At 42.1% G+C, this 18,890-nt stretch carries 17 protein-coding genes and 3 tRNA genes; 12 read left to right on the top strand and 8 right to left on the bottom strand.

Annotated features, from left to right (window positions below):
* Nucleotides 1–5: 5 nt before the first annotated feature.
* The 3 genes from NTX44_08240 to NTX44_08230 all read right to left on the bottom strand — a co-directional run bounded on the left by NTX44_08240 (nucleotide 6) and on the right by NTX44_08230 (nucleotide 2,142).
* A complete protein-coding gene (locus NTX44_08240) occupies nucleotides 6–719 on the bottom strand; it encodes a 50S ribosomal protein L25 (GenBank protein ID MCX6121594.1) in 714 nt (237 codons plus the stop codon).
* 14 nt (nucleotides 720–733) lie between these two features.
* Nucleotides 734–1,678, bottom strand: a complete 945-nt coding sequence (locus NTX44_08235) for a ribose-phosphate pyrophosphokinase (protein MCX6121593.1) — start codon at nucleotides 1,676–1,678, stop codon at nucleotides 734–736.
* 392 nt (nucleotides 1,679–2,070) lie between these two features.
* Nucleotides 2,071–2,142 (bottom strand) — tRNA-Gln (locus NTX44_08230).
* Nucleotides 2,143–2,309: 167 nt separating this feature from the next.
* Between NTX44_08230 and NTX44_08225 the strand changes: the two genes are divergently transcribed.
* The 12 genes from NTX44_08225 to NTX44_08170 all read left to right on the top strand — a co-directional run bounded on the left by NTX44_08225 (nucleotide 2,310) and on the right by NTX44_08170 (nucleotide 12,957).
* Nucleotides 2,310–2,882 carry a biotin transporter BioY gene (locus NTX44_08225; GenBank protein ID MCX6121592.1) on the top strand — a complete coding sequence of 191 codons (573 nt, stop codon included), beginning with the start codon at nucleotides 2,310–2,312 and terminating at the stop codon, nucleotides 2,880–2,882.
* Between the two features lie 67 nt (nucleotides 2,883–2,949).
* Entirely contained in the window at nucleotides 2,950–3,870 is a 921-nt protein-coding gene (locus NTX44_08220; GenBank protein MCX6121591.1) for a DUF362 domain-containing protein, read from the top strand.
* A 6-nt stretch (nucleotides 3,871–3,876) separates the two neighbouring features.
* The gene (locus NTX44_08215; GenBank protein MCX6121590.1) at nucleotides 3,877–5,436 is read left to right on the top strand and encodes a 4Fe-4S dicluster domain-containing protein; all 1,560 of its coding nucleotides are present in this window, start codon (nucleotides 3,877–3,879) and stop codon (nucleotides 5,434–5,436) included.
* A 157-nt stretch (nucleotides 5,437–5,593) separates the two neighbouring features.
* A complete protein-coding gene (locus NTX44_08210) occupies nucleotides 5,594–6,025 on the top strand; it encodes an Rrf2 family transcriptional regulator (GenBank protein ID MCX6121589.1) in 432 nt (143 codons plus the stop codon).
* 75 nt (nucleotides 6,026–6,100) lie between these two features.
* Nucleotides 6,101–7,219, top strand: coding sequence for a 4Fe-4S binding protein (locus NTX44_08205; protein MCX6121588.1), 1,119 nt, complete (start codon nucleotides 6,101–6,103; stop codon nucleotides 7,217–7,219).
* Nucleotides 7,203–7,988 carry a class I SAM-dependent methyltransferase gene (locus NTX44_08200; protein MCX6121587.1) on the top strand — a complete coding sequence of 262 codons (786 nt, stop codon included), beginning with the start codon at nucleotides 7,203–7,205 and terminating at the stop codon, nucleotides 7,986–7,988. The genes NTX44_08205 and NTX44_08200 overlap by 17 nt, the downstream gene beginning before the upstream one ends.
* Before the next feature lie 65 nt (nucleotides 7,989–8,053).
* Nucleotides 8,054–8,662, top strand: coding sequence for a DUF6448 family protein (locus tag NTX44_08195; protein MCX6121586.1), 609 nt, complete (start codon nucleotides 8,054–8,056; stop codon nucleotides 8,660–8,662).
* Nucleotides 8,663–8,674: 12 nt separating this feature from the next.
* A complete protein-coding gene (locus tag NTX44_08190) occupies nucleotides 8,675–8,947 on the top strand; it encodes a hemerythrin domain-containing protein (protein ID MCX6121585.1) in 273 nt (90 codons plus the stop codon).
* 20 nt (nucleotides 8,948–8,967) lie between these two features.
* Nucleotides 8,968–9,180, top strand: a complete 213-nt coding sequence (locus NTX44_08185) for a hypothetical protein (GenBank protein MCX6121584.1) — start codon at nucleotides 8,968–8,970, stop codon at nucleotides 9,178–9,180.
* 54 nt (nucleotides 9,181–9,234) lie between these two features.
* The gene (locus NTX44_08180) at nucleotides 9,235–11,463 is read left to right on the top strand and encodes a nitric-oxide reductase large subunit (GenBank protein ID MCX6121583.1); all 2,229 of its coding nucleotides are present in this window, start codon (nucleotides 9,235–9,237) and stop codon (nucleotides 11,461–11,463) included.
* Nucleotides 11,464–11,790: 327 nt separating this feature from the next.
* On the top strand, nucleotides 11,791–12,564 hold the full coding sequence (locus NTX44_08175; protein ID MCX6121582.1) for a DUF4386 family protein: 774 nt from the start codon (nucleotides 11,791–11,793) through the stop codon (nucleotides 12,562–12,564).
* Between the two features lie 12 nt (nucleotides 12,565–12,576).
* Nucleotides 12,577–12,957, top strand: coding sequence for a response regulator (locus NTX44_08170; GenBank protein MCX6121581.1), 381 nt, complete (start codon nucleotides 12,577–12,579; stop codon nucleotides 12,955–12,957).
* Between the two features lie 8 nt (nucleotides 12,958–12,965).
* On the opposite strand, the gene NTX44_08165 is transcribed toward NTX44_08170, so the two are convergent.
* From NTX44_08165 to NTX44_08145, 5 genes are all read right to left on the bottom strand, one after another.
* The gene (locus NTX44_08165) at nucleotides 12,966–13,838 is read right to left on the bottom strand and encodes an ABC transporter six-transmembrane domain-containing protein (GenBank protein ID MCX6121580.1); all 873 of its coding nucleotides are present in this window, start codon (nucleotides 13,836–13,838) and stop codon (nucleotides 12,966–12,968) included.
* A gap of 40 nt (nucleotides 13,839–13,878) precedes the next feature.
* Nucleotides 13,879–17,004, bottom strand: a complete 3,126-nt coding sequence (locus tag NTX44_08160; GenBank protein MCX6121579.1) for a glycosyl hydrolase-related protein — start codon at nucleotides 17,002–17,004, stop codon at nucleotides 13,879–13,881.
* Nucleotides 17,005–17,344: 340 nt separating this feature from the next.
* Nucleotides 17,345–17,417, bottom strand: a tRNA-Glu gene (locus tag NTX44_08155).
* Nucleotides 17,418–17,460: 43 nt separating this feature from the next.
* A tRNA-Gln gene (locus tag NTX44_08150) sits at nucleotides 17,461–17,533 on the bottom strand.
* 78 nt (nucleotides 17,534–17,611) lie between these two features.
* A complete protein-coding gene (locus NTX44_08145) occupies nucleotides 17,612–18,889 on the bottom strand; it encodes a glycosyltransferase (protein ID MCX6121578.1) in 1,278 nt (425 codons plus the stop codon).
* Nucleotide 18,890 lies beyond the last annotated feature (1 nt).

The following is an 18,890-nucleotide window of genomic DNA, read 5'->3' as shown; positions in this document are numbered from 1 at the left end:
AAATATTACTTCTTCTTCTCTTCAGGTTTCTTTTTCTCGTCGGGTTTCTTTTTCTCATCCACTACTTCGGCGCCTTCTTCAACCTTCTTACCCTTGGCAATAACTTCAGGTTCGGCAGGTGCTTCGGCAGTCGGTACAGCGGCGACGACTGCCGGTTCCGGTTCTTTCACGACGACAGGAGGAACAACAGCAACAATCGTGCTGGTCGCGTTTTCCATAATGGTAACATTTGCAACGGTTAAATCTTTCACATGGACTGAATGATTAATAGCCAATTCTTCCACGTTGATTTCAATGTGGTCAGGAATATATTTTGGTAAGCACGAGACTTCTAATTTATGTAAAATGTGCTGTAAGATTCCACCTTCGCGTACGCCTTTTGGAATACCGCCCGTGAGCTTCACAGGTATCTCGATGGTGAGCGTTTCATTCTCGTTTAGGCCAAACAAATCGAAATGCACTGGTTTTTCAGTGACGGGATCAAGCTGTACGTCTCTTAAAACGCATAGGTGAGATGAACCATCATCCAATTTCAGATTGATGACATGCGCTTCTGAGGTCGAGTACAACGGCAGAAGTGTCGGTGCCGGCAGCGACACGGGAATGTTTTGCTGCCCATGACCATAATATATCCCAGGCACGTTGCCTGTCTTACGAATGGCGCGAACTCGTTTGCCAACGTTTTTTCGAATTTCCGCAGTAAGTGTTATTTCAGACATCGTGTATCTCCTTGTTAAGTCTTGTCTTTGTCAATATCGAATAGTGAGCTGATCGATTCGTTCCGATGCGTTCGAAGAATCGCTTCTGCAAATATATGCGCTATAGAACGAATCTGGATCTTATCGCATGTTTGTTTTAAAGGAAGTGTATCTGTAACGACGACCTTTGTGACGACCGATTCTTCTATTTGTTTGTACGCTTGACCTGATAAAACCGGATGTGTACACGCGCCGAAGATTTCCTTCGCTCCATTGTTGCGCAATGCTCGCGCTGCGTTGACAAATGTTCCACCAGTGTCGATCAAGTCGTCAACAATAAGGATAGTCTTTCCTTCGACCGTGCCGATAATATTCATGATCTCTGCTTCATTTGGCTTCGGTCGGCGTTTATCTATGAGAATGAGATCGGCACCAAGTCGTTTTGCGTACGAACGCGCCATTTTAATACTTCCAACATCTGGAGAAGCAACCGCAAGATTTGAAATATCCATCTTTTTGAAGCATTCAATAAGTACAGCTGATGAATATAAATGATCCATGGGAATATCAAAAAATCCCTGGATTTGTGCAGTGTGGAGATCCATCGTTATCACACGATCGGCACCTGCTTCTGTAATTAAATTTGCAACTAACTTCGCGCTGATTGCCACGCGCGGTTGATCTTTTCTATCCTGACGTGCATATCCGAAATATGGGATAACAGCCGTCACACGTTTTGCTGATGCCCGTTTTGCAGCATCAAGCATAATCAATAACTCCATCAAATTCTCTGCCGGAGGCTGTGTCGGTTGAATAATAAAAACATCGTCACCGCGGATGTTCTCGACGTACTTGACCCACAGTTCGCCATCGCTAAACGTTTGTATGGCGGCTTCTCCAAGAGGAACATTTGCTTCTTTGCAGATTTGTTCAGCTAATGGGCGATTCGCCCGACCCGAAAAAATCTTCAGTTCACTCATCGATTTCCTGTTTCCATTACTGTCACTTCGTTTCGTTATTTAAAAACCACTCCATGCTTCACGTGCCAGGTTTTGAACGCTGGATGCAGCCCCAGGGAAGCATGTATTATCCTGACTTTGTCAGAACTGAACTCCAATAATCTTTTTAAAAATTTTATTATAGTTTAAACTTTTTAGAAAGCGTTCTCTCTGCACTGCTTCACTTCGAGTCGGCAATTCTTCGGAGTAAACAAGAGACATAGGAATTCTTCTTTTTGTTGCAGGAACCCTTCCTGCACTATGTTTTTCCAATCGATCAGAGAGATACCTCGTCTGTCCGATATAGAATTTCTTATCTCTGTGACTTTGTAACACGTAAACAAAGAACATGTTCAACCCGGATATTTTTAATGCTGGGGTGCCAGGATTCGAACCTGGGAGTGGCGGCTCCAAAGGCCGCTGCCTTACCGCTTGGCTACACCCCAATAGCGTCGGGATTACTACACAAAAAAACCAACTCCATAAAGAGTTGGTTTATAAATGTATTGAAAAAACACCTCTAAGTCAAACAAGAAAAGAGTACTACTAATATTTGATTTTCTTGCCACATTTGTCTAATTTCTCATTAACGAAACTACAAACGGAGATGAAAATGGTCGAAATACGAAACCACAATGCTTTAAAAGCGTTAAGCATACCGTATACGAGAATACATATTCAAGCTTTTTGGGCATTCACGTTTGCACTACTTATGGCAATCGGGGCGCAAATTGAAATACCGAATCAGCCAGTGCCATTTACAATGCAGACATTCTTCGTTCTCCTATCGGGCGCATTTCTCGGGAAACGCGGTGGCGCCGTAAGCATGAGCATTTATCTTATCCTTGGTGCAAGTGGATTACCTGTGTTTTCCGGCGGTGCATTTGGTTTGGCAAAAATTTTAGGACCAACCGGCGGATACCTGCTTTCATTTCCCATTGCTGCTTTTGTTGTCGGCTATCTTACCAGCCTTCGCAGTGAATACTGGTGGGTGCTGATTTCCATGTTCGTTGGGTCGATCATCATATTCTCCCTTGGAACTATTCAATTGAACTTTGTCTATCTTCACAATTGGATGAATTCTTTTCAAACTGGATTTTTACTATTTTCGTGGTGGGATGGAGTGAAAATCGTTGGTGCGGCGACGATAGCATACTCTTATTTTAAACGATTGAAGACACGCTAATTGTTATTTTCAGTGCATGATGAACAAATATTGAACACACGTTGGTGTGAGAATGTAGGAATAGAGTATGGATCGAAGGACATTTTTTAGAAAAAGTTTTGGTGCGTCTATCATCGTTGGTGCTGGACTGGCGGGCAAATACGAAAATCTTTTTGCCTCCACGTATAATTCTGCCGACATTCCATTTGATTTGGTAGCAGTGAAGGGCGGGGAGCCGGAGGTGATGCTGCAGAAGGGTATAGCAGCGCTGGGAGGGATTCGTGCCTTTGTGAAAAAAGGACAGAAAGTTGTCATCAAACCGAATATTGGATGGGATGTCGGTCCGGAACGTGCAGGTAATACAAATCCAAAGTTGATTACGGAAATTGTCCGACAATGCTGCAGCGCCGGTGCAAAAGAAGTATATGTGCTTGACCATACATGCGATAATTGGCAGAGGTGTTACAAAAACAGCGGGATCGAATCAGCAGTAAAAGAAGCAGGCGGGAAGATTGCACCGGCTCATACTGAAAGTTATTATCATGAAGTCTCGCTGCCAAACGGTAAGAATCTGGTAAAAGCGAAAGAACATGAACTCATACTTGGAGCGGATGTTTTTATTAACATTCCTGTGCTTAAATCCCACGATAGTGCCCGGCTCACCATTGCTATGAAAAATCTTATGGGCAATGTTTGGGATCGTGAAGACTGGCACCGCAACGATTTGCATCAATGTATTGCTGACTTTGCAACATTCCGCAAGCCGACACTCAATATCGTTGATGCGTACAATGTCATGATGCGAAATGGACCTCGCGGTGTTTCCGTAGAAGATGTGCGATCGATGAAGTCTCTGCTTATTTCTACGGACATAGTGGCGATAGATACTGCCGCAACAAAACTGTTTGGTATCAATCCATCGGATGTCCGTTATATTCAACTTGCTGCCGATCAAAAAGTAGGTAGAATGGATTTGGAGAATCTCCGCATCAAGCGAATGACAGTCTGAGGTCATGTGTCACAGTGGTTAAAAAAAGTTCGCGTTGCTGTTGCGGTCGTGTTTATTTTCTCCATCAGTTTTCTCTTTCTTGATTTTGGCAACATCACTCCTTCAGGATTACGCACATTTCTCGTGTCGACGCAACTTGTTCCTTCGTTGACACGAATATTGATTGTATTCAGTAGCGCGTCCATTGGACTATTCTTTGTTCTGCTCCTCACTATTCTTTTCGGTAGAGTGTATTGTTCAACAATCTGCCCACTGGGAATATTGCAGGATCTTACAATACGCTTCGCACAACGGGTCAATCGCCGCCGTCGATTCAGATTCAAGAAGCCATTCTACACAATTCATTATGGAGCATTTCTTTTTACGGTGGTGTTCGCTTTTTCAGGAAGTCTCGTTCTGTTAAATCTTTTTGAACCATTCAGTAATTACGGCCGACTTCTTTCAAATCTGATTAGTCCATCTGTTGTACTGGCAAATAATGCGCTCGGAAATATTCTTGGACTCTTTGGTCTATTATTCCTTTTTCAAATTCCACTTCTTCACATTAATGTTGTCTCGGTTCTTGCATCACTTATCTTTCTGGGATTGGTTTTGTATCTCTCATACAATTATGGAAGATTGTTCTGTAATCTGCTTTGTCCGGCAGGAGCGTTGCTTGGAATTATTTCAAGATTCTCAATCTTCAAGATAGTAATAGACGAAAATAATTGTAAAGAATGTGGACTATGCGAAAGAGTATGCAAGGCAAACTGCATCAAGAGCGATTTAAAAGAAATTGATTTTGCTGCTTGTGTTGGATGTTTCAACTGTCTTGATGGTTGTCCGACAGGGGGAATGAGTTATAAAGGAAGATGGAAAAAAACATCAAACTTATTACCGATTGTAAATGAGGGACGGCGCGAAGTATTAAAGACATCCATTTTGCCGGCACTTGGCATGTTATTGCCAGAGATAGGTACGGATAGCAGTGCAAGAAAAGAGCATAAGGAATTCGATGAAAGTCATAAACATCCTATTTCTCCTCCCGGCTCGATAAGTGTGGAACATTATTCAAGTCGTTGCACGGCTTGTCACTTGTGTGTAAGTTCTTGCCCAACGCAGGTATTGTCTCCATCGTTTCTTGACTATGGAATTGCTGGAATATTCCAGCCAAAGATGAATTATGCAGCAAGCTATTGTAATTATGATTGTGTTGTTTGCGGTCAAGTATGTCCGACAGGTGCTATTCTGCCTCTTGATTCAAATAATAAAAAACAAGTGCAGATTGGGAAAGCTCACTTCGTCAAAGATGATTGCATTGTAGTGACAAAGAAAAAAGATTGCGGTGCCTGTTCAGAGCATTGTCCGACAAAAGCGGTGAAAATGGTTCCGTACGAACAACGGCTTGTCATTCCGGATTTAAATAATGAAATCTGTGTTGGCTGCGGCGCATGTGAACATGCCTGTCCCGTTCAGCCGCGCAAGGCAATCTATGTAAACAGCAATCTTGTGCACGGAACAGCAAAGAAGCCAAAGTCGGAGAAGATTGAATCATCGTTCGATAGCAAGCAGGATTTTCCTTTCTAACGTTGCGTGAAAATTATCATTGTATGAAATAACGGGCTCTATCCGATTATTTACAGTAGACCAATTCTCAATAATCAATCTTTGATCTTCTATTACTAAGTACTTGACAATCAATTGTTGAACATATATATTAAGACAAAAAGGTCTGATATAGAACATGAGTATTATATTTAGCCGCAAATGTGAATACGCCCTTCAAGCAGTCAGCTATCTGGCACTCCAGCCGGTGGGGAAGAAAACGTCCATCAGGGAATTAACAAGGAATTTAAAAATCCCATATCACTTCCTTGCAAAGATACTTCAAAGTTTAACCTATAAAAAGCTGCTCGTTTCTCAGAAAGGACCTTCTGGTGGATTTGCACTGGCATTATCTCCTGATAAGATCACGCTTTTCCATATTGTCGATGCAATTGATGGATCTGGTTTTACAAATAAGTGTGTAATGGGATTTCCGGAATGCTCTGGTAAGAGTCCATGTGCAGTCCATAAGCATTGGGCGAAAATGCGGGAAGGAATATATTCTATGCTTGTCAGTGAAAATATTGCCGACATGGCGAAGGCAATGAAAAGACCTGAATATCGCGCGTGAAGCATGACAATCTTTTCTTTACTTTATTAATCAGACTAAATACTCTTATTATAATATTGATACATAAATAATCGTATGATTAAAAAGATACCACCGGATGCGCGTAGGCGAAGAATTAATTTCAACACAGAGCCGAAATGGCATAAAAGAATATTATGGCGTTTGCGGGAAGATTCACAGTTCTTTCGTTCGATAATTCAATTCTCATTTATATTGCTTTGTGTATGGATTGGAACAGAATTCTATTTGTTCATGAAGTGGGGACAGACTGCAGGAGCGGCATCATTCCATCAACGGCCACCGGGTGTGGAGGGATTCCTCCCCATTAGCGCTCTGATCAGTTTGAAATATTGGATCCAAACGGGTATCGTCAACGAAATTCATCCTTCCGGTCTTTTTATCTTTGCGGCGATTGTCGCGCTTGGCGTTTTCCTGAAAAAGGCTTTCTGTGGTTGGTTGTGTCCTGTTGGGACGTTGAGTGAAGCACTTTGGATGTTTGGGCAAAAACTCTTTGGCAAGAATCTGCGTCTCTCGAAGTGTTTCGATTATCCATTACGATCTATAAAATACCTGCTCCTGATATTTTTCGTTTATTCGATCTTTCAAATGGATGTTCCGACATTAAAAGAATTCATTTATAGTCCTTATAATAAAGTTGCAGATATAAAGATGTATTTATTTTTTGTCAACATCTCTTCCTTTGCTCTGTGGACCCTTATCGCTCTTGCCGCTTTGTCTATAGTCATCAAGAACTTCTGGTGCCGCTATCTTTGTCCTTACGGTGCATTGCTTGGATTCTTGAGCGTCTTAAGTCCAGCGAAAATCATTCGTCGCATATCTACGTGTATCGACTGTGAACTCTGTACAAAAGCGTGTCCTTCGTCAATTAAAGTACATACAGTGAAGAGAGTATGGAGTGATGAATGTATGAGTTGTTATGCCTGTGTGGAATCTTGTCCGGTAAAGAATACACTGGTGATGAGTGCAGGAAGTACTAACAAATTAATTCCAGCGTGGGTGTTTGGAATTCTTATCGTTGGCGTCTTTATTGCGGTTACAGGATTGGCAATGTTAACTGGTCACTGGCAAAATAGTGTTTCAATAGAAGAATATGCAAAAAGAATCCAGAATATTGAATCACCGCTGTATCAACACAACAGAGGACAGGTTACCAACTATGGACCCAACGATTAATAAAAAGTCAGATAATCTTCCGGAGAAGTTTTACAATGAACTTGCTGCGGATTATGATGGAATGACTGGATTCGATCAACGTTTTCCACACGAGCGCCCGTTCTTTCGGATGCTGATAGAACGCTACAATTTGACAAGCGCCCTCGACGCGGGGTGCGGTACAGGATTTCATTCACTATTGCTGGCACAATTGGGATTACAAGTGATTGCAACCGATATTTCTGAAGAAATGTTGATTCAGACACGAAAACATGCAAAGGAATATGGCGTTCATATTAAAACAATCAATTCAACTTTCCCTGAGTTGAATACAGTTGTTCATAAAAAGTTCGATTCCGTATTCTGTCTAGGAAATACTTGTGCACATTTATTAACTGAAAAGAACCTTCTTAATTCTCTCAAGAGTTTTTCTGAAATGCTGAATCCCGAAGGGATACTATTTCTTCAGATTCTCAATTACAGCCGCATTCTCACACAGCACGAACGCATCCAAAGCATCAAGGAAGCAAACGGAAAGATGTTTGTTCGATTTTACGATTATGAAGATAAGCGTATCTGCTTCAATATCTTGACTGTTGAAAAGGGCAAAGAGAGAATTGTACATTCGCTCAAATCAGTGATACTTACTCCGTGGAAAGCACCTGATCTTGTCCGTCTGTTGCGAAGCGCTGGATTTATGGACGTGAAGATCTTCGGCAGTATTGCGATGGAAAAGTACGATGCAAAAACATCGAAAGATGTTGTTCTCCTTGCACGATGGAAGATTTAATACATAACTGTGAAGTCAAGAATGTCACATATTGGAACAATTCATTCACAAATCGGGAGTAAGCCATGAAATCAAAAATAATGTTCATTGGCATTTTAGTGCTGTTAACGATTCTTCTTTTTCAAAACAAGGTTCGAGCGCACTGTGACACAATGGACGGTCCAGTGGTCAAAGCAGCAAAACTTGCACTCGAGAAAAGTGATGTAACACCTGTTCTCAAATGGATAAAGAAGGAATACGAAGATGAAGTTCGCTCGGCATTTAAGAAAACTTTACAGGTGAGGACGAAAGGACAGGAGGCTCAGGAACTTGCCGAAAAGTATTTCTTTGAAACACTTGTTCGTCTGCATCGTGCAAGCGAAGGCGAGCCGTATACAGGATTGAAACCTTCTGGTACACCCATAGAACCGCCTGTTGCTGCTGCGGATAATGCTCTCAAAACGGGTGATGTGAAAGAACTTTCCAACCTTCTCAGTGTAATTATCGAAGAAGGGATTGCTATACGCTTTAAACATGTGTTGGAGGCAAAGAAGGATGCTGACAAGAGTGTGGATGCAGGACGCGAGTTTGTCGAAGCGTATGTGGAATTTGTCCACTATGCTGAAAGGCTGCATCAGGCGGCGGAAAGCAATGCTCATCATAATGAAAGCCTCGACAAACACGATGTTCATTAATTGCTCTGAACCATGAATGATAAATTATATTCATTCTTTGTTAGTGATCATCGACGGCTTGAGTTGTTGCTGAATCAGGCTGCCAGTACTATTGAACACATCGATCCGGCGACTTATTCAGAATTCAGGGAAGGTTTGCTCAGGCACATCGGAATTGAAGAGAAGATATTGCTCCCGGCAATAAAGAGGCTTCAAAATGGATTGCCGTATTATGCAGCCGATACCTTAAGAGTAGAACATGGTGCGCTGGCTGCGCTCCTGGTTCCGTCTCCAATAAAAAAATAGTTACGGCTATACGCGCGATTATGAATCATCACAATGGACACGAAGAATGCGCGAATTGTCTTTATAGAGTGTGTGAGAGCCTTCTTGGATCGGAAGTCGATGAGATCATGAACGACGTGAAAAATTATCCGCCAGTGCCGGTTGCTAAATATGTCGATACTCCCAATGTTCTTGAAGCAACAAGGCGGGCTTTAGCAAGGGCTGGTTTTGATCTCGATCAATACAGAGATTGACGGAATTGCAATTTACTAACGTATGCAAAATTAAATACTTAAAGGAAAACTCTCATGAAACGCTATTGGATAGCTTTTACTGCAGTCATTTTTGTAGGATTTTTGGTATTGGGGTGGGCTGGATGGCGCATCTATCAAGAGAAACCTCCAATCCCCGAGACAGTTATGACGACCGATGGAAAGATTATCATTGCAAGCGGGGAGATTGGCGAAGGTCAGAATGTCTGGCAGGCGATGGGCGGGATGGAGCTCGGTTCGGTCTGGGGACACGGAAGCTATGTTGCGCCGGATTGGTCGGCCGATTGGCTTCACCGCGAATGCGTTTTCATTCTTAACAGTTGGTCGAAGAAAGAGTTCGGAAAGATATATGCCGACCTCATTCCAGAACAAAAAGCATTATTGCAATCGAGATTAACAGAAATGATGCGGAAGAACACATACGATGCTGTGACTGGAAAAATTGTCATCGATTCAATTCGTGCGGCAGCGTTTGAGGCAAATGTACTGCATTATTCAGAAGTATTCTCAAAAGGGAAATCGGATTACGCCATCCCCAGCGGTGCATTAAATGATCCAGTAAAACTTCGTCAGCTTTCGGCGTTCTTCTTCTGGACATCATGGGCGGCATCAACTAATCGGCCGGGAGATGATATCACTTACACGAGTAATTGGCCGCATGAGGACTTGGTCAACAATCATCCGACACCAGATGCAGTTGTCTGGACTGGAGTGAGTATCATTTTGTTGCTTGCCGGTATTGGGGCAATGATTTGGTATCATGCATCGCATGCGTCGGAATCGCTGCCGCCAATGGTTCCAAATTCCGATCCGCTTTTCAATAGTGAACACACGCCGTCGCAGAAAGCAACACTCAAGTATTTTTTTGTAGTGTCGGCATTAATACTTGTTCAGATCTTTGTTGGAATTATCACCGCACACTATGGCGTAGAGGGGAACGGCTTTTATGGAATTCCGATGAGCAAGTGGCTGCCTTATGTAGTGACTCGAACGTGGCACGTGCAACTTGGCATTTTCTGGATCGCAACAGCATGGCTTGCGGCAGGACTCTATATTGCTCCAGCTGTAAGTGGATTGGAGATGAAAGGTCAGCGATTTGGTGTCAATGTTCTCTTTGGTGCGCTGCTTCTTGTTGTGGTTGGCTCGATGACTGGCGAATGGCTGAGCGTCAATCACAAATTATCCGGAGATGCTTGGTTCTATTTCGGTCATCAGGGATATGAATATGTTGATCTCGGCAGAGTATGGCAGATTGCTCTCACAATTGGATTAGTGCTTTGGGTATACCTGCTTGGCAGAAACATCTTTGTTGCAATCCGACGAAAGGATGAACACAGATCTCTTCTTGCACTATTTCTGATCGCTGCAGTCGCCATCGGCGGCTTTTATATGGCAGGTCTGATGTGGGGTAAGCATACCAATCTTGCTATCGCGGAATACTGGCGTTGGTGGGTTGTGCATCTTTGGGTAGAGGGATTCTTTGAAGTATTTGCTACAGTCGTTATCATATTCATGTTTGCGAGATTAAAATTAATTCGAGTGAAGACTGCAAATACCGCTGTTATTCTCTCCTCAACTGTCTATCTCTCAGGTGGAATCATAGGTACGCTGCATCATCTTTATTTCTCCGGTACTCCAACGCCTATCCTTGCGTTTGGTGCGGTTTTTAGTGCGCTTGAAGTAGTGCCTCTTGTGCTTGCCGGATTTGAGGCATGGGAAAATATTCAACTTTCACGCGCCGCTGAATGGGTAAAGAATTATAAATGGCCGATATATTTCTTCATCTCTGTTGCGTTTTGGAATATGATTGGCGCAGGATTATTTGGTTTTATGATCAATCCTCCAATCGCCCTTTATTACATGCAAGGATTGAATACAACACCGGTTCACGGACACGCTGCATTGTTTGGTGTCTATGGAATGCTTGGTATCGGATTGATGCTCTTCTGCCTGCGCATTATGTGGGTGCAGAAGGAGTGGAAAGAAAAGATGCTTAAGTTTTCCTTCTGGTCACTCAACATCGGCTTGATGGCGATGGTTGTTGGAAGTCTTCTGCCGGTCGGTCTGATGCAAACATGGGCGTCGGTAAAGTATGGATATTGGTATGCACGAAGCTCAGAATTTCTTCATTTACCGATGGTGGAAACCATCAAGTGGTCAAGAATTTTTGGTGATACGATCTTTGCGTTCGGTGCGTTGGCACTAGTGTTGTTTGTCTTTGGACTGATAACAGGACATTCCTTGAAGAAAGAAAAAGCAAAATAATATCGGTTTAGATTTATGGAATGGGAGATGAGGGATTGTCTCGTCTCCCATCTCCCATTTCCCTATCACCCTACAACCGTGTTCATTATAAATCGCACATTAATCACTGATCACTCTTCATTGATAGAAGTTGCATTTTCAAAATATTCAAAGTACACTCATACAAATTACCAGATGCGCTGTGTGGCAGTATCGTTATTAACAAGAATCTATAAAGAGTTTTCCAAGAATGGATCATTTACACATTTTAGTTTGTTGAATGCGGCGCACTATTACTCTAGACATATGTAAAACACTCTACATAATGTAGAAAAAGGAAATTTGTAAATGTCTGACCTTAAACAAAATCAGCACTATGGAAATGAGGATACAGAGAAGCAATGGAAGAATATTTATACATTAGGCGGAATCGCTGCTGTCATCGCTTTAATGGGTATTCTCCTGGATATCATTGTTGGTTCTATCTCCGGCGGAAATTTATCCGCTTTACCACAAACTGCGATTGACAGATATGCACAATTTCAAAATAGCTGCTTACTTGGACTATACAATCTTGATCTGTTGAATATTATTATTCAATTAATCCTCATGCCAACCTATTTTGCACTTTATGCTGTTCATCGTAAAGTACAAAACGCATATGCCATCCTCGCCTTGATTATTTTTCTAGTAGGTACAACAATCTTTGTTACAAGTAATACAGCTTTGTCTATGCTTGAACTCAGTAATAAATATGCTGCTTCGACAACAGAATCCCAGAAAACTTTATACGCGGCAGCCGGTGAAGCATTGCTTGTAAGAGGAGCGCATGGAAGTTTGGGGGTTTTTATCGGATTTGTATTGCCAAACATAGCGGGAATCATTATGTCTTTTGTAATGTTAAAAGGTAGAATCTTTAATAAGATATCTTCATATATGGGCATCGCGGGAAGTGCATTGTTATTGATTTATATTATTCTTGTAACCTTTGCTCCCGGAATAAAAGACATGGCAACAGCTTTTGCTGCACCCGGCGGTGTTTTACTTATGGCATGGATGATGATGTTCACTGTGAAGCTATTCCAATTGGGACGTTTAGAAAACAATGAGGATAAATTGTAAAAGGAAGTACGAGTGAAAAGCCACGATACAGTTCTCATTGTGGAAGATGAAGAGAACCTGAGAGACCTTCTCAAAATGATGTTGGAGGATAATGGAATGAAGGTTCTTGAAGCGGTAGATGGTGTGGAAGCCGTGGAAATATTCACTGCACATAAAGATGAAATCGGAGTCGTATTGTCTGACATTGGTTTGCCGCGCCTTGGCGGGTGGGATGCATTCCTAAAAATGAAGAAGATAAATCCGAAGTTGAAAGGGATCCTTGCAAGTGGATTTTTTAATCTAGATGTGAGAACTGAAATCATTAAATCAGGTGCAATGGATTTTATCCAAAAGCCGTACAATGCTGTGATAATTATTAAAATGGTTCGTGAAGCGCTTGATGAAATGAAATAAAAGAAATATTAAAGCGAAGCCTGATTTAAACGGTGGGAAACATCTTTGAGGGAAGTCCAGCTCTCCATCAATTCCGGAAGATATTCGGAAGAGGTTACAAATGTCCAAATGTAGGCCACGATGGAATAGATACTGCCGGTTGTAAAATCATCCAGATCGATGGAAATATAGAGAACAGCGAGAAAGATAAAAAGTAAAATACATCGCATCACGCCAAAATTGAGTGCGCCCCAATTCGCTATTTTCTGTTTAATGCTTGCGGATTTTGTATAGTAACTACGGATCTCTTCCGGTTTCTGTGTAGAAAACACATCGTACGCATTCTCGAATGTATCGTGTGAATCTTTCTGAAGTGCGCTGACTTTTCGCGTGTAAATTTTGTTGATGAGAAGAAGCGGAAAGACGATGGTCAAGCAAGTAAGGGAGATTCGCCAATCGAAAACTGCAAGTGCAATGACAGTCCCGCCAATCTGAACAACTTGTTCAATAATCTCCGGAACGCGATATTGGAAAAAAGTAATATACTGCTCCGACAGCTGTGCAAGTGCTGCAGTCTTTGAAGCTCGAAATTTCTTTTCTTGAGCAACAGTTGAAATATCCGTTGCCAATTGCGTGAACATTGCGAGATAGATTTTTTGATCAACGATTCGCCGGATGACACCGGTGCCAGAGTTGATCGAGAAGACGCCAATCCATAAGAACAGAGGAAACAATGAAGTCTGTAAATTGCTTGCCTGACCGGAAGCACGTTCAATCAACGCGTCAATGACTTTTCCAAATACTGCCGGCTCAACAATCCACGCAACATGCTCGATGATGACAAGACCGATAGCAAGAGAGATTCCCTTTTTGAAGCGGGTTAGTAGTGCCGTAAGTTTCATTGTGGGATTCTGCTGTATCATTCATGCGCATTTTGAAAATTCATTTACGATTCTTTTTTAACGGCTTGGTAACAAGTTTGATTGTTTTAATCTCAAATGGTCTAAACTTGAGAGTCAATTTTGATTTAACAATTTTGTGTGATTTTTCTTCATTCTCTAATAAATCGCATTCCGCTGCACTTGATGTGTCAACACCAAAGCGAAGCGATGTCTCTGTTGAAACACCATGCGCTTCATGCATCCGTAGAATGACTGCATCGCTCTCTTCAGCTTTCTTGATTGCATCAATAACAATGTTCGGCTTCGAGGATTCAAGGAGTGAGGGAATATTCTCCGGTTGGAGATTTTGAAAAACTAAAACTGAATGATTTAATTCACGTGCCTTTTGAACTGTTCCCGCTTTCGTCCAATCGCCGCTATGGGGAAAGAGAGAATAACAAAATGTATGTTCCCCCTGGTCGATGACTCCCTCATCACAATGCATCGGTTCGATGGGATTTGGATAGCGGGGCGATCGTAACAGTGTCAGCTGAAGTGAATTCTCCTTTGCATTGTATCCGTATTTGCAGTCGTTCATCAGACTGACGCCATATTTAGCATCGGACATGTCTGCCCATTGTTGCGCAGGTACTTCAAACTTTGCGCTATCCTCATCTGTACGCGGTTTTGATGATCGATTGATTGCGCCGAATTGGATTTCGTATGCTGCGCTCGATACTTTCATATTGAACGGGAACGCAACCTTCATGAGAACCTGTTTCTCCAGCCAACGTATATGTGTTTGGAAATCAATTCGCGGTGAATGACGATAGAAACGAATATTCTGCGAGAGAGTGGAACCGTTTTCAGTTTTAAGGTCAAGGCGAACCGTTGCGCGTAAGGGACCCTGCTCAATTATTTTACATTGTTTGGTTTTCCATAAATCGATCCGGTGTTTTTCATACTCAGCATCAATGTTCCAAGCTTCCCACTGCTTAGGTACATCGCGGAATGTTGCAAAGAAGTTGCCGGTTTTCCCCTTCTGAAATAATTCGCGCCGCAGCTGCTTTGCATACAGTGATCTGAACGCACCTTTGCCGTCAAAGTGAACTCTATAAAAGGGTGTTTCCAATTTATTTGACGATGCTGCCCACGGTTCGAACAATTCTGTTTTGTCTCCATGTGTGCGGACAAGTACATGTTTGAATCCGAAAGCTGGAATATGTTCAACGAAACAGAGCAGTATGAGCCCTTTCTTTGTTCGTTCCACAACCTGATAAAGGACGGGATTTCCATCGGAATCTTCCACAGAAAGAAACTTTTCATTCGACTTCACAAAAATTTCTACATACTCATTTCGCTGCCATCCCAATGTGTTAAAAAGTGCGAAATGGAATTCCGATTTGCTTTTTTTAGCAGGGAAAGATAATCCCTGAATACAATTACTCATGATATCTGCACAACATATTCTGATATCCTGATAATCCTGCTGTGCATCGTTGTACACGTCGGCAATTGAAGTGCCTGTAATGACATCATGGAATTGATTGAGAAGCAGTTTTTTCCATGCGTCTTCAAGTTTCTGCTTTGGATAACGTCGTGCAGTACTATTTTTTCCAAACAACATCGCGAGAGTGGAGAGGAGCTCGGAAGCATAGAGAAGATTTTCGCACTCACGGTTCTCTTTTTTAATCTTCGCGTGGGTTGTATACGTGCCGCGATGCGTTTCAAGATAAAGCTCGTTATTCCATGTCGGGAGGTTTGCCGATTGTTCTTCCAACTGCCTGAAAAAATCTTGAACGGTTGAAAGCTGTGAAGACGGCAATCCAATGATTGTTTTTAGTACGACAGCAAATTCGAGATTTTCTTTTATCGGTCCACCGCCGCCATCGCCGTATCCATATGTTTGGAGGGAGGATGATACAGACAGGTCTTCCTGTGTTGGATTAATATTCTTCAGGAGTGACTTCGGTGTAATTTGTCCTTCAAGCCCGACGGGGGAAATGTGTGCAAGGATTTTTGTTTTATCGATTCCCTGCCACCAAAACGATGTATGCGGAAATATTGTTTTGTCGTTCCAAAGAAGTTTGGAGGAATAAAAATGAGTTATTCCAGATTTCTTAAGTATCTGAGGCAGTGACCAGTTGAAGCCGAACGAATCAGGAAGCCAGAGGAGGTTTGAATCAATGCCGAATTCTTGTTTGAAAAATCTTTTTCCAAATAAAATTTGACGGACGAGAGATTCGCCATTCGGTATATTGCAGTCGGCTTCAGTCCACATCGAACCAAGCGGTTCCCATTTTCCTTCAGTGATACGCTGAGTGATCTGTTTATATAAATCAGGATACTGCCGTTTAGTAAATTCGTACAGAACCGGCTGACTTTGAGAGAATTTAAATTCCGGAAATTCTTCCATCAATCTCAATACTGATGAAAATGTTCGGCCGCACTTCCTCGTTGTTTCATGAAGTGTCCACAACCATGCAGTGTCGATATGTGAATGTCCAATAAGGTGAACAAGTCCAGGAATTGTCGTCTTCAGTTCTGTTTCAAGTGTATTGAGAAGAAAATTATATGCTCGCCGGATTGCGTTGGGATATTCCTCACTACCGGGCTTAAAGTACTTTAAAAAGATGAGTGTTCGGTGAATCAGGTCACGAATTTTTTTCGATTCGTAAGATCCATGGTCTATCAGTTTATCAAGTTCCTGGAGAACGGTCAAGGCACTGTCAAGGCGGCGTGCAGTTGTGTCTAACACCGCAAGCTCCGCAAAAGAAAAGGTGTTGTGTTCGAGTCTTCGTCCGCTATATGCTTGAATGGCAATAACAAATTGCTCGTTGAGCTTTGATTTCTCGCAAATCAAAATCTCTTTGTGATTATGATCGATGCCATGGTATGGTTTCCCATTGAGATAAAGAAGTGCTTCAGGAAAATCAAGAAGTAAAACCAGCGGCTTTCCAGAAAAATCTGGTGTGATCGTAATCGTCTCCCGGAACCAGTACGTTTTATCGTACTTTCCCCATTGAAAAGGAATTCGAATTGACGTCCACGATTTATCGCGCAGTGAAGCCGATCCACCATCGGGAATTTCGCCCTCTTTCATCCTCCAATCTGGAAGCGGAGTACGCAATGGATAGATTGAATCCTTTATATGAGGATGTATCTGCTCGAGCAGATCAATAGCCATAATAAGTCACTTTTAGATAGTGATAAGAAAACGTGGTGGAAAATATAGATTCTTAATGAAATGAGCAAATGGAAATTTAAAAAATATTGAAAACCGTGTGATAAAAAAAACACCATATATTATAAAGGAACGATAAAATATGGAATGGTGGACGAAGTAAAACATAAAAAAATGATGAATATGCGGTAAAAACGCAGAAATAATAGACGATAGCAGCATTTTTAAACATGGCACAGGTGGAGAACCCGCGATAATTGGAATGTTGAAGATTCTGATGGAATTTTTTGAATACGATAGGTTTGATACTACTTATGCTAAAAGTAGCGGCCAACTGAAGAAGTAGCCTTAACGGGAATCGAACCCGTATTTCGACCTTGAGAGGGTCACGTCCTAAACCGTTAGACGATAAGGCCTTGAAAATTGTCAATTGGAAATTGTCAATTGCCAATTTGGAAGCTGCCCCGCTAGGGGTCGAACCTAGACTTTCCTGATCCAGAGTCAGGCGTGTTGCCAATTACACTACGGGGCAATGGAATGTCGCTGCTTCAATATACGAAATGAACAATTTGCAGGCAATGAAATATTCTGACGCGTATTCCACGGCTTATTACTTCTTTGGTTGCGCTGCAAGCGTATCAAACCGTATCGTCTTATCCCAAATGTGTTTTTCTTTCTTGATATAATCATGATACGCCGCTTTGATGACCACATAAATCCACAATTGGCAGTACGAGAAGTACATGAGAACAATAATGACGAGATTCTTAAAGTTATCTTCGTCGTCGTAGGAAATCGAAAGAAATATTTCAAAGATGAATAAAATTAATGATGTCACCCATACAAAAGTATAGGGACCAGGTAAAGAAATTGCCACCACTTGAAACAAACTGACAATAAACAAAATATCCGAGAAAACGACAGCAAAAAAGAAAATATAGTAAAGTGAAAGCGTGTACAGCAGGTCAAATGCTAATCTCTTATTCTTGAAATGAGGAATTTCTTTCCAGAATTTATTTACAACATAATTGTTGCCAAGTACCCATCGCATGCGCTGCCGAATCCAGACGCCCCATTTTTGCGGTTCCTGTTCATACGTGATTGCATAGGGGATGAACTTAATTTTATAACCTGCTTCGTAAATTCGGATGCTCAGCTCTGAGTCTTCTGTCAAAGCTTCTTCATCCCAACCGCCCAGTTTTTGTACGAGATGGTTCCACATCACAAAGTTCGTTCCTGGTAACGTTGAAATGCCGTGCATTTGCCATCTGCCAGCTTGCAGCATCAATTGGAAGCTGAGTGTTTCGATGTTAATAAAGCGCGTCAGAAGCGTGGCTTTCTTATTCACTGTGCGGAACTTCCCAATGACTGCGCCGAGCTCTTTGTTGTCTATCAATTGTGCAACGAGATACCGGAGTGAATCCTTGTCCGGTGTATTGTCGGCGTCGTAGATAGCGATGATGTCACCTTTGGCTTGTTGAATACCAAGATTAAGCGTTCGGGATTTCCCTTTGCCGCCTTCGCCTTTTGGTATATCGAAGAGCTGCACACGAGCATCCGATGAAGCATAACGCTGTATAATGTCTTTCGTACTATCTTTCGATCCATCGTTAATAACGATGATCTGAAGTTTGTCTTTGGGATATTCAAGCTGGAGCATTGATTCAATTGTGGCGCCGATCACTTTTTCTTCATTATGCGCCGGAATCAGGATCGAACAAGAAGGATAGTCGTATGTGCGTCTATCCACTTCACGTTTCTCGCGGAGTGAACGAACACAGTTAATATAACCGAATACTGTCAGTACGAACTGGTACGCGATGGTGAACCAAATGAGAATGACCGCAATAACGAAAAGAAAACTCAGATCAACTTCAAGAACAGTCATG

It is taken from the genome of Ignavibacteriales bacterium (assembly GCA_026390575.1).
In the GTDB taxonomy this organism is placed as follows: Bacteria; Bacteroidota; Ignavibacteria; order UBA10030; family UBA10030; genus Fen-1298.
The sequence above is the reverse complement of the archived record's forward strand: the minus strand, read 5'-3'. Positions and strand labels throughout refer to the sequence as shown.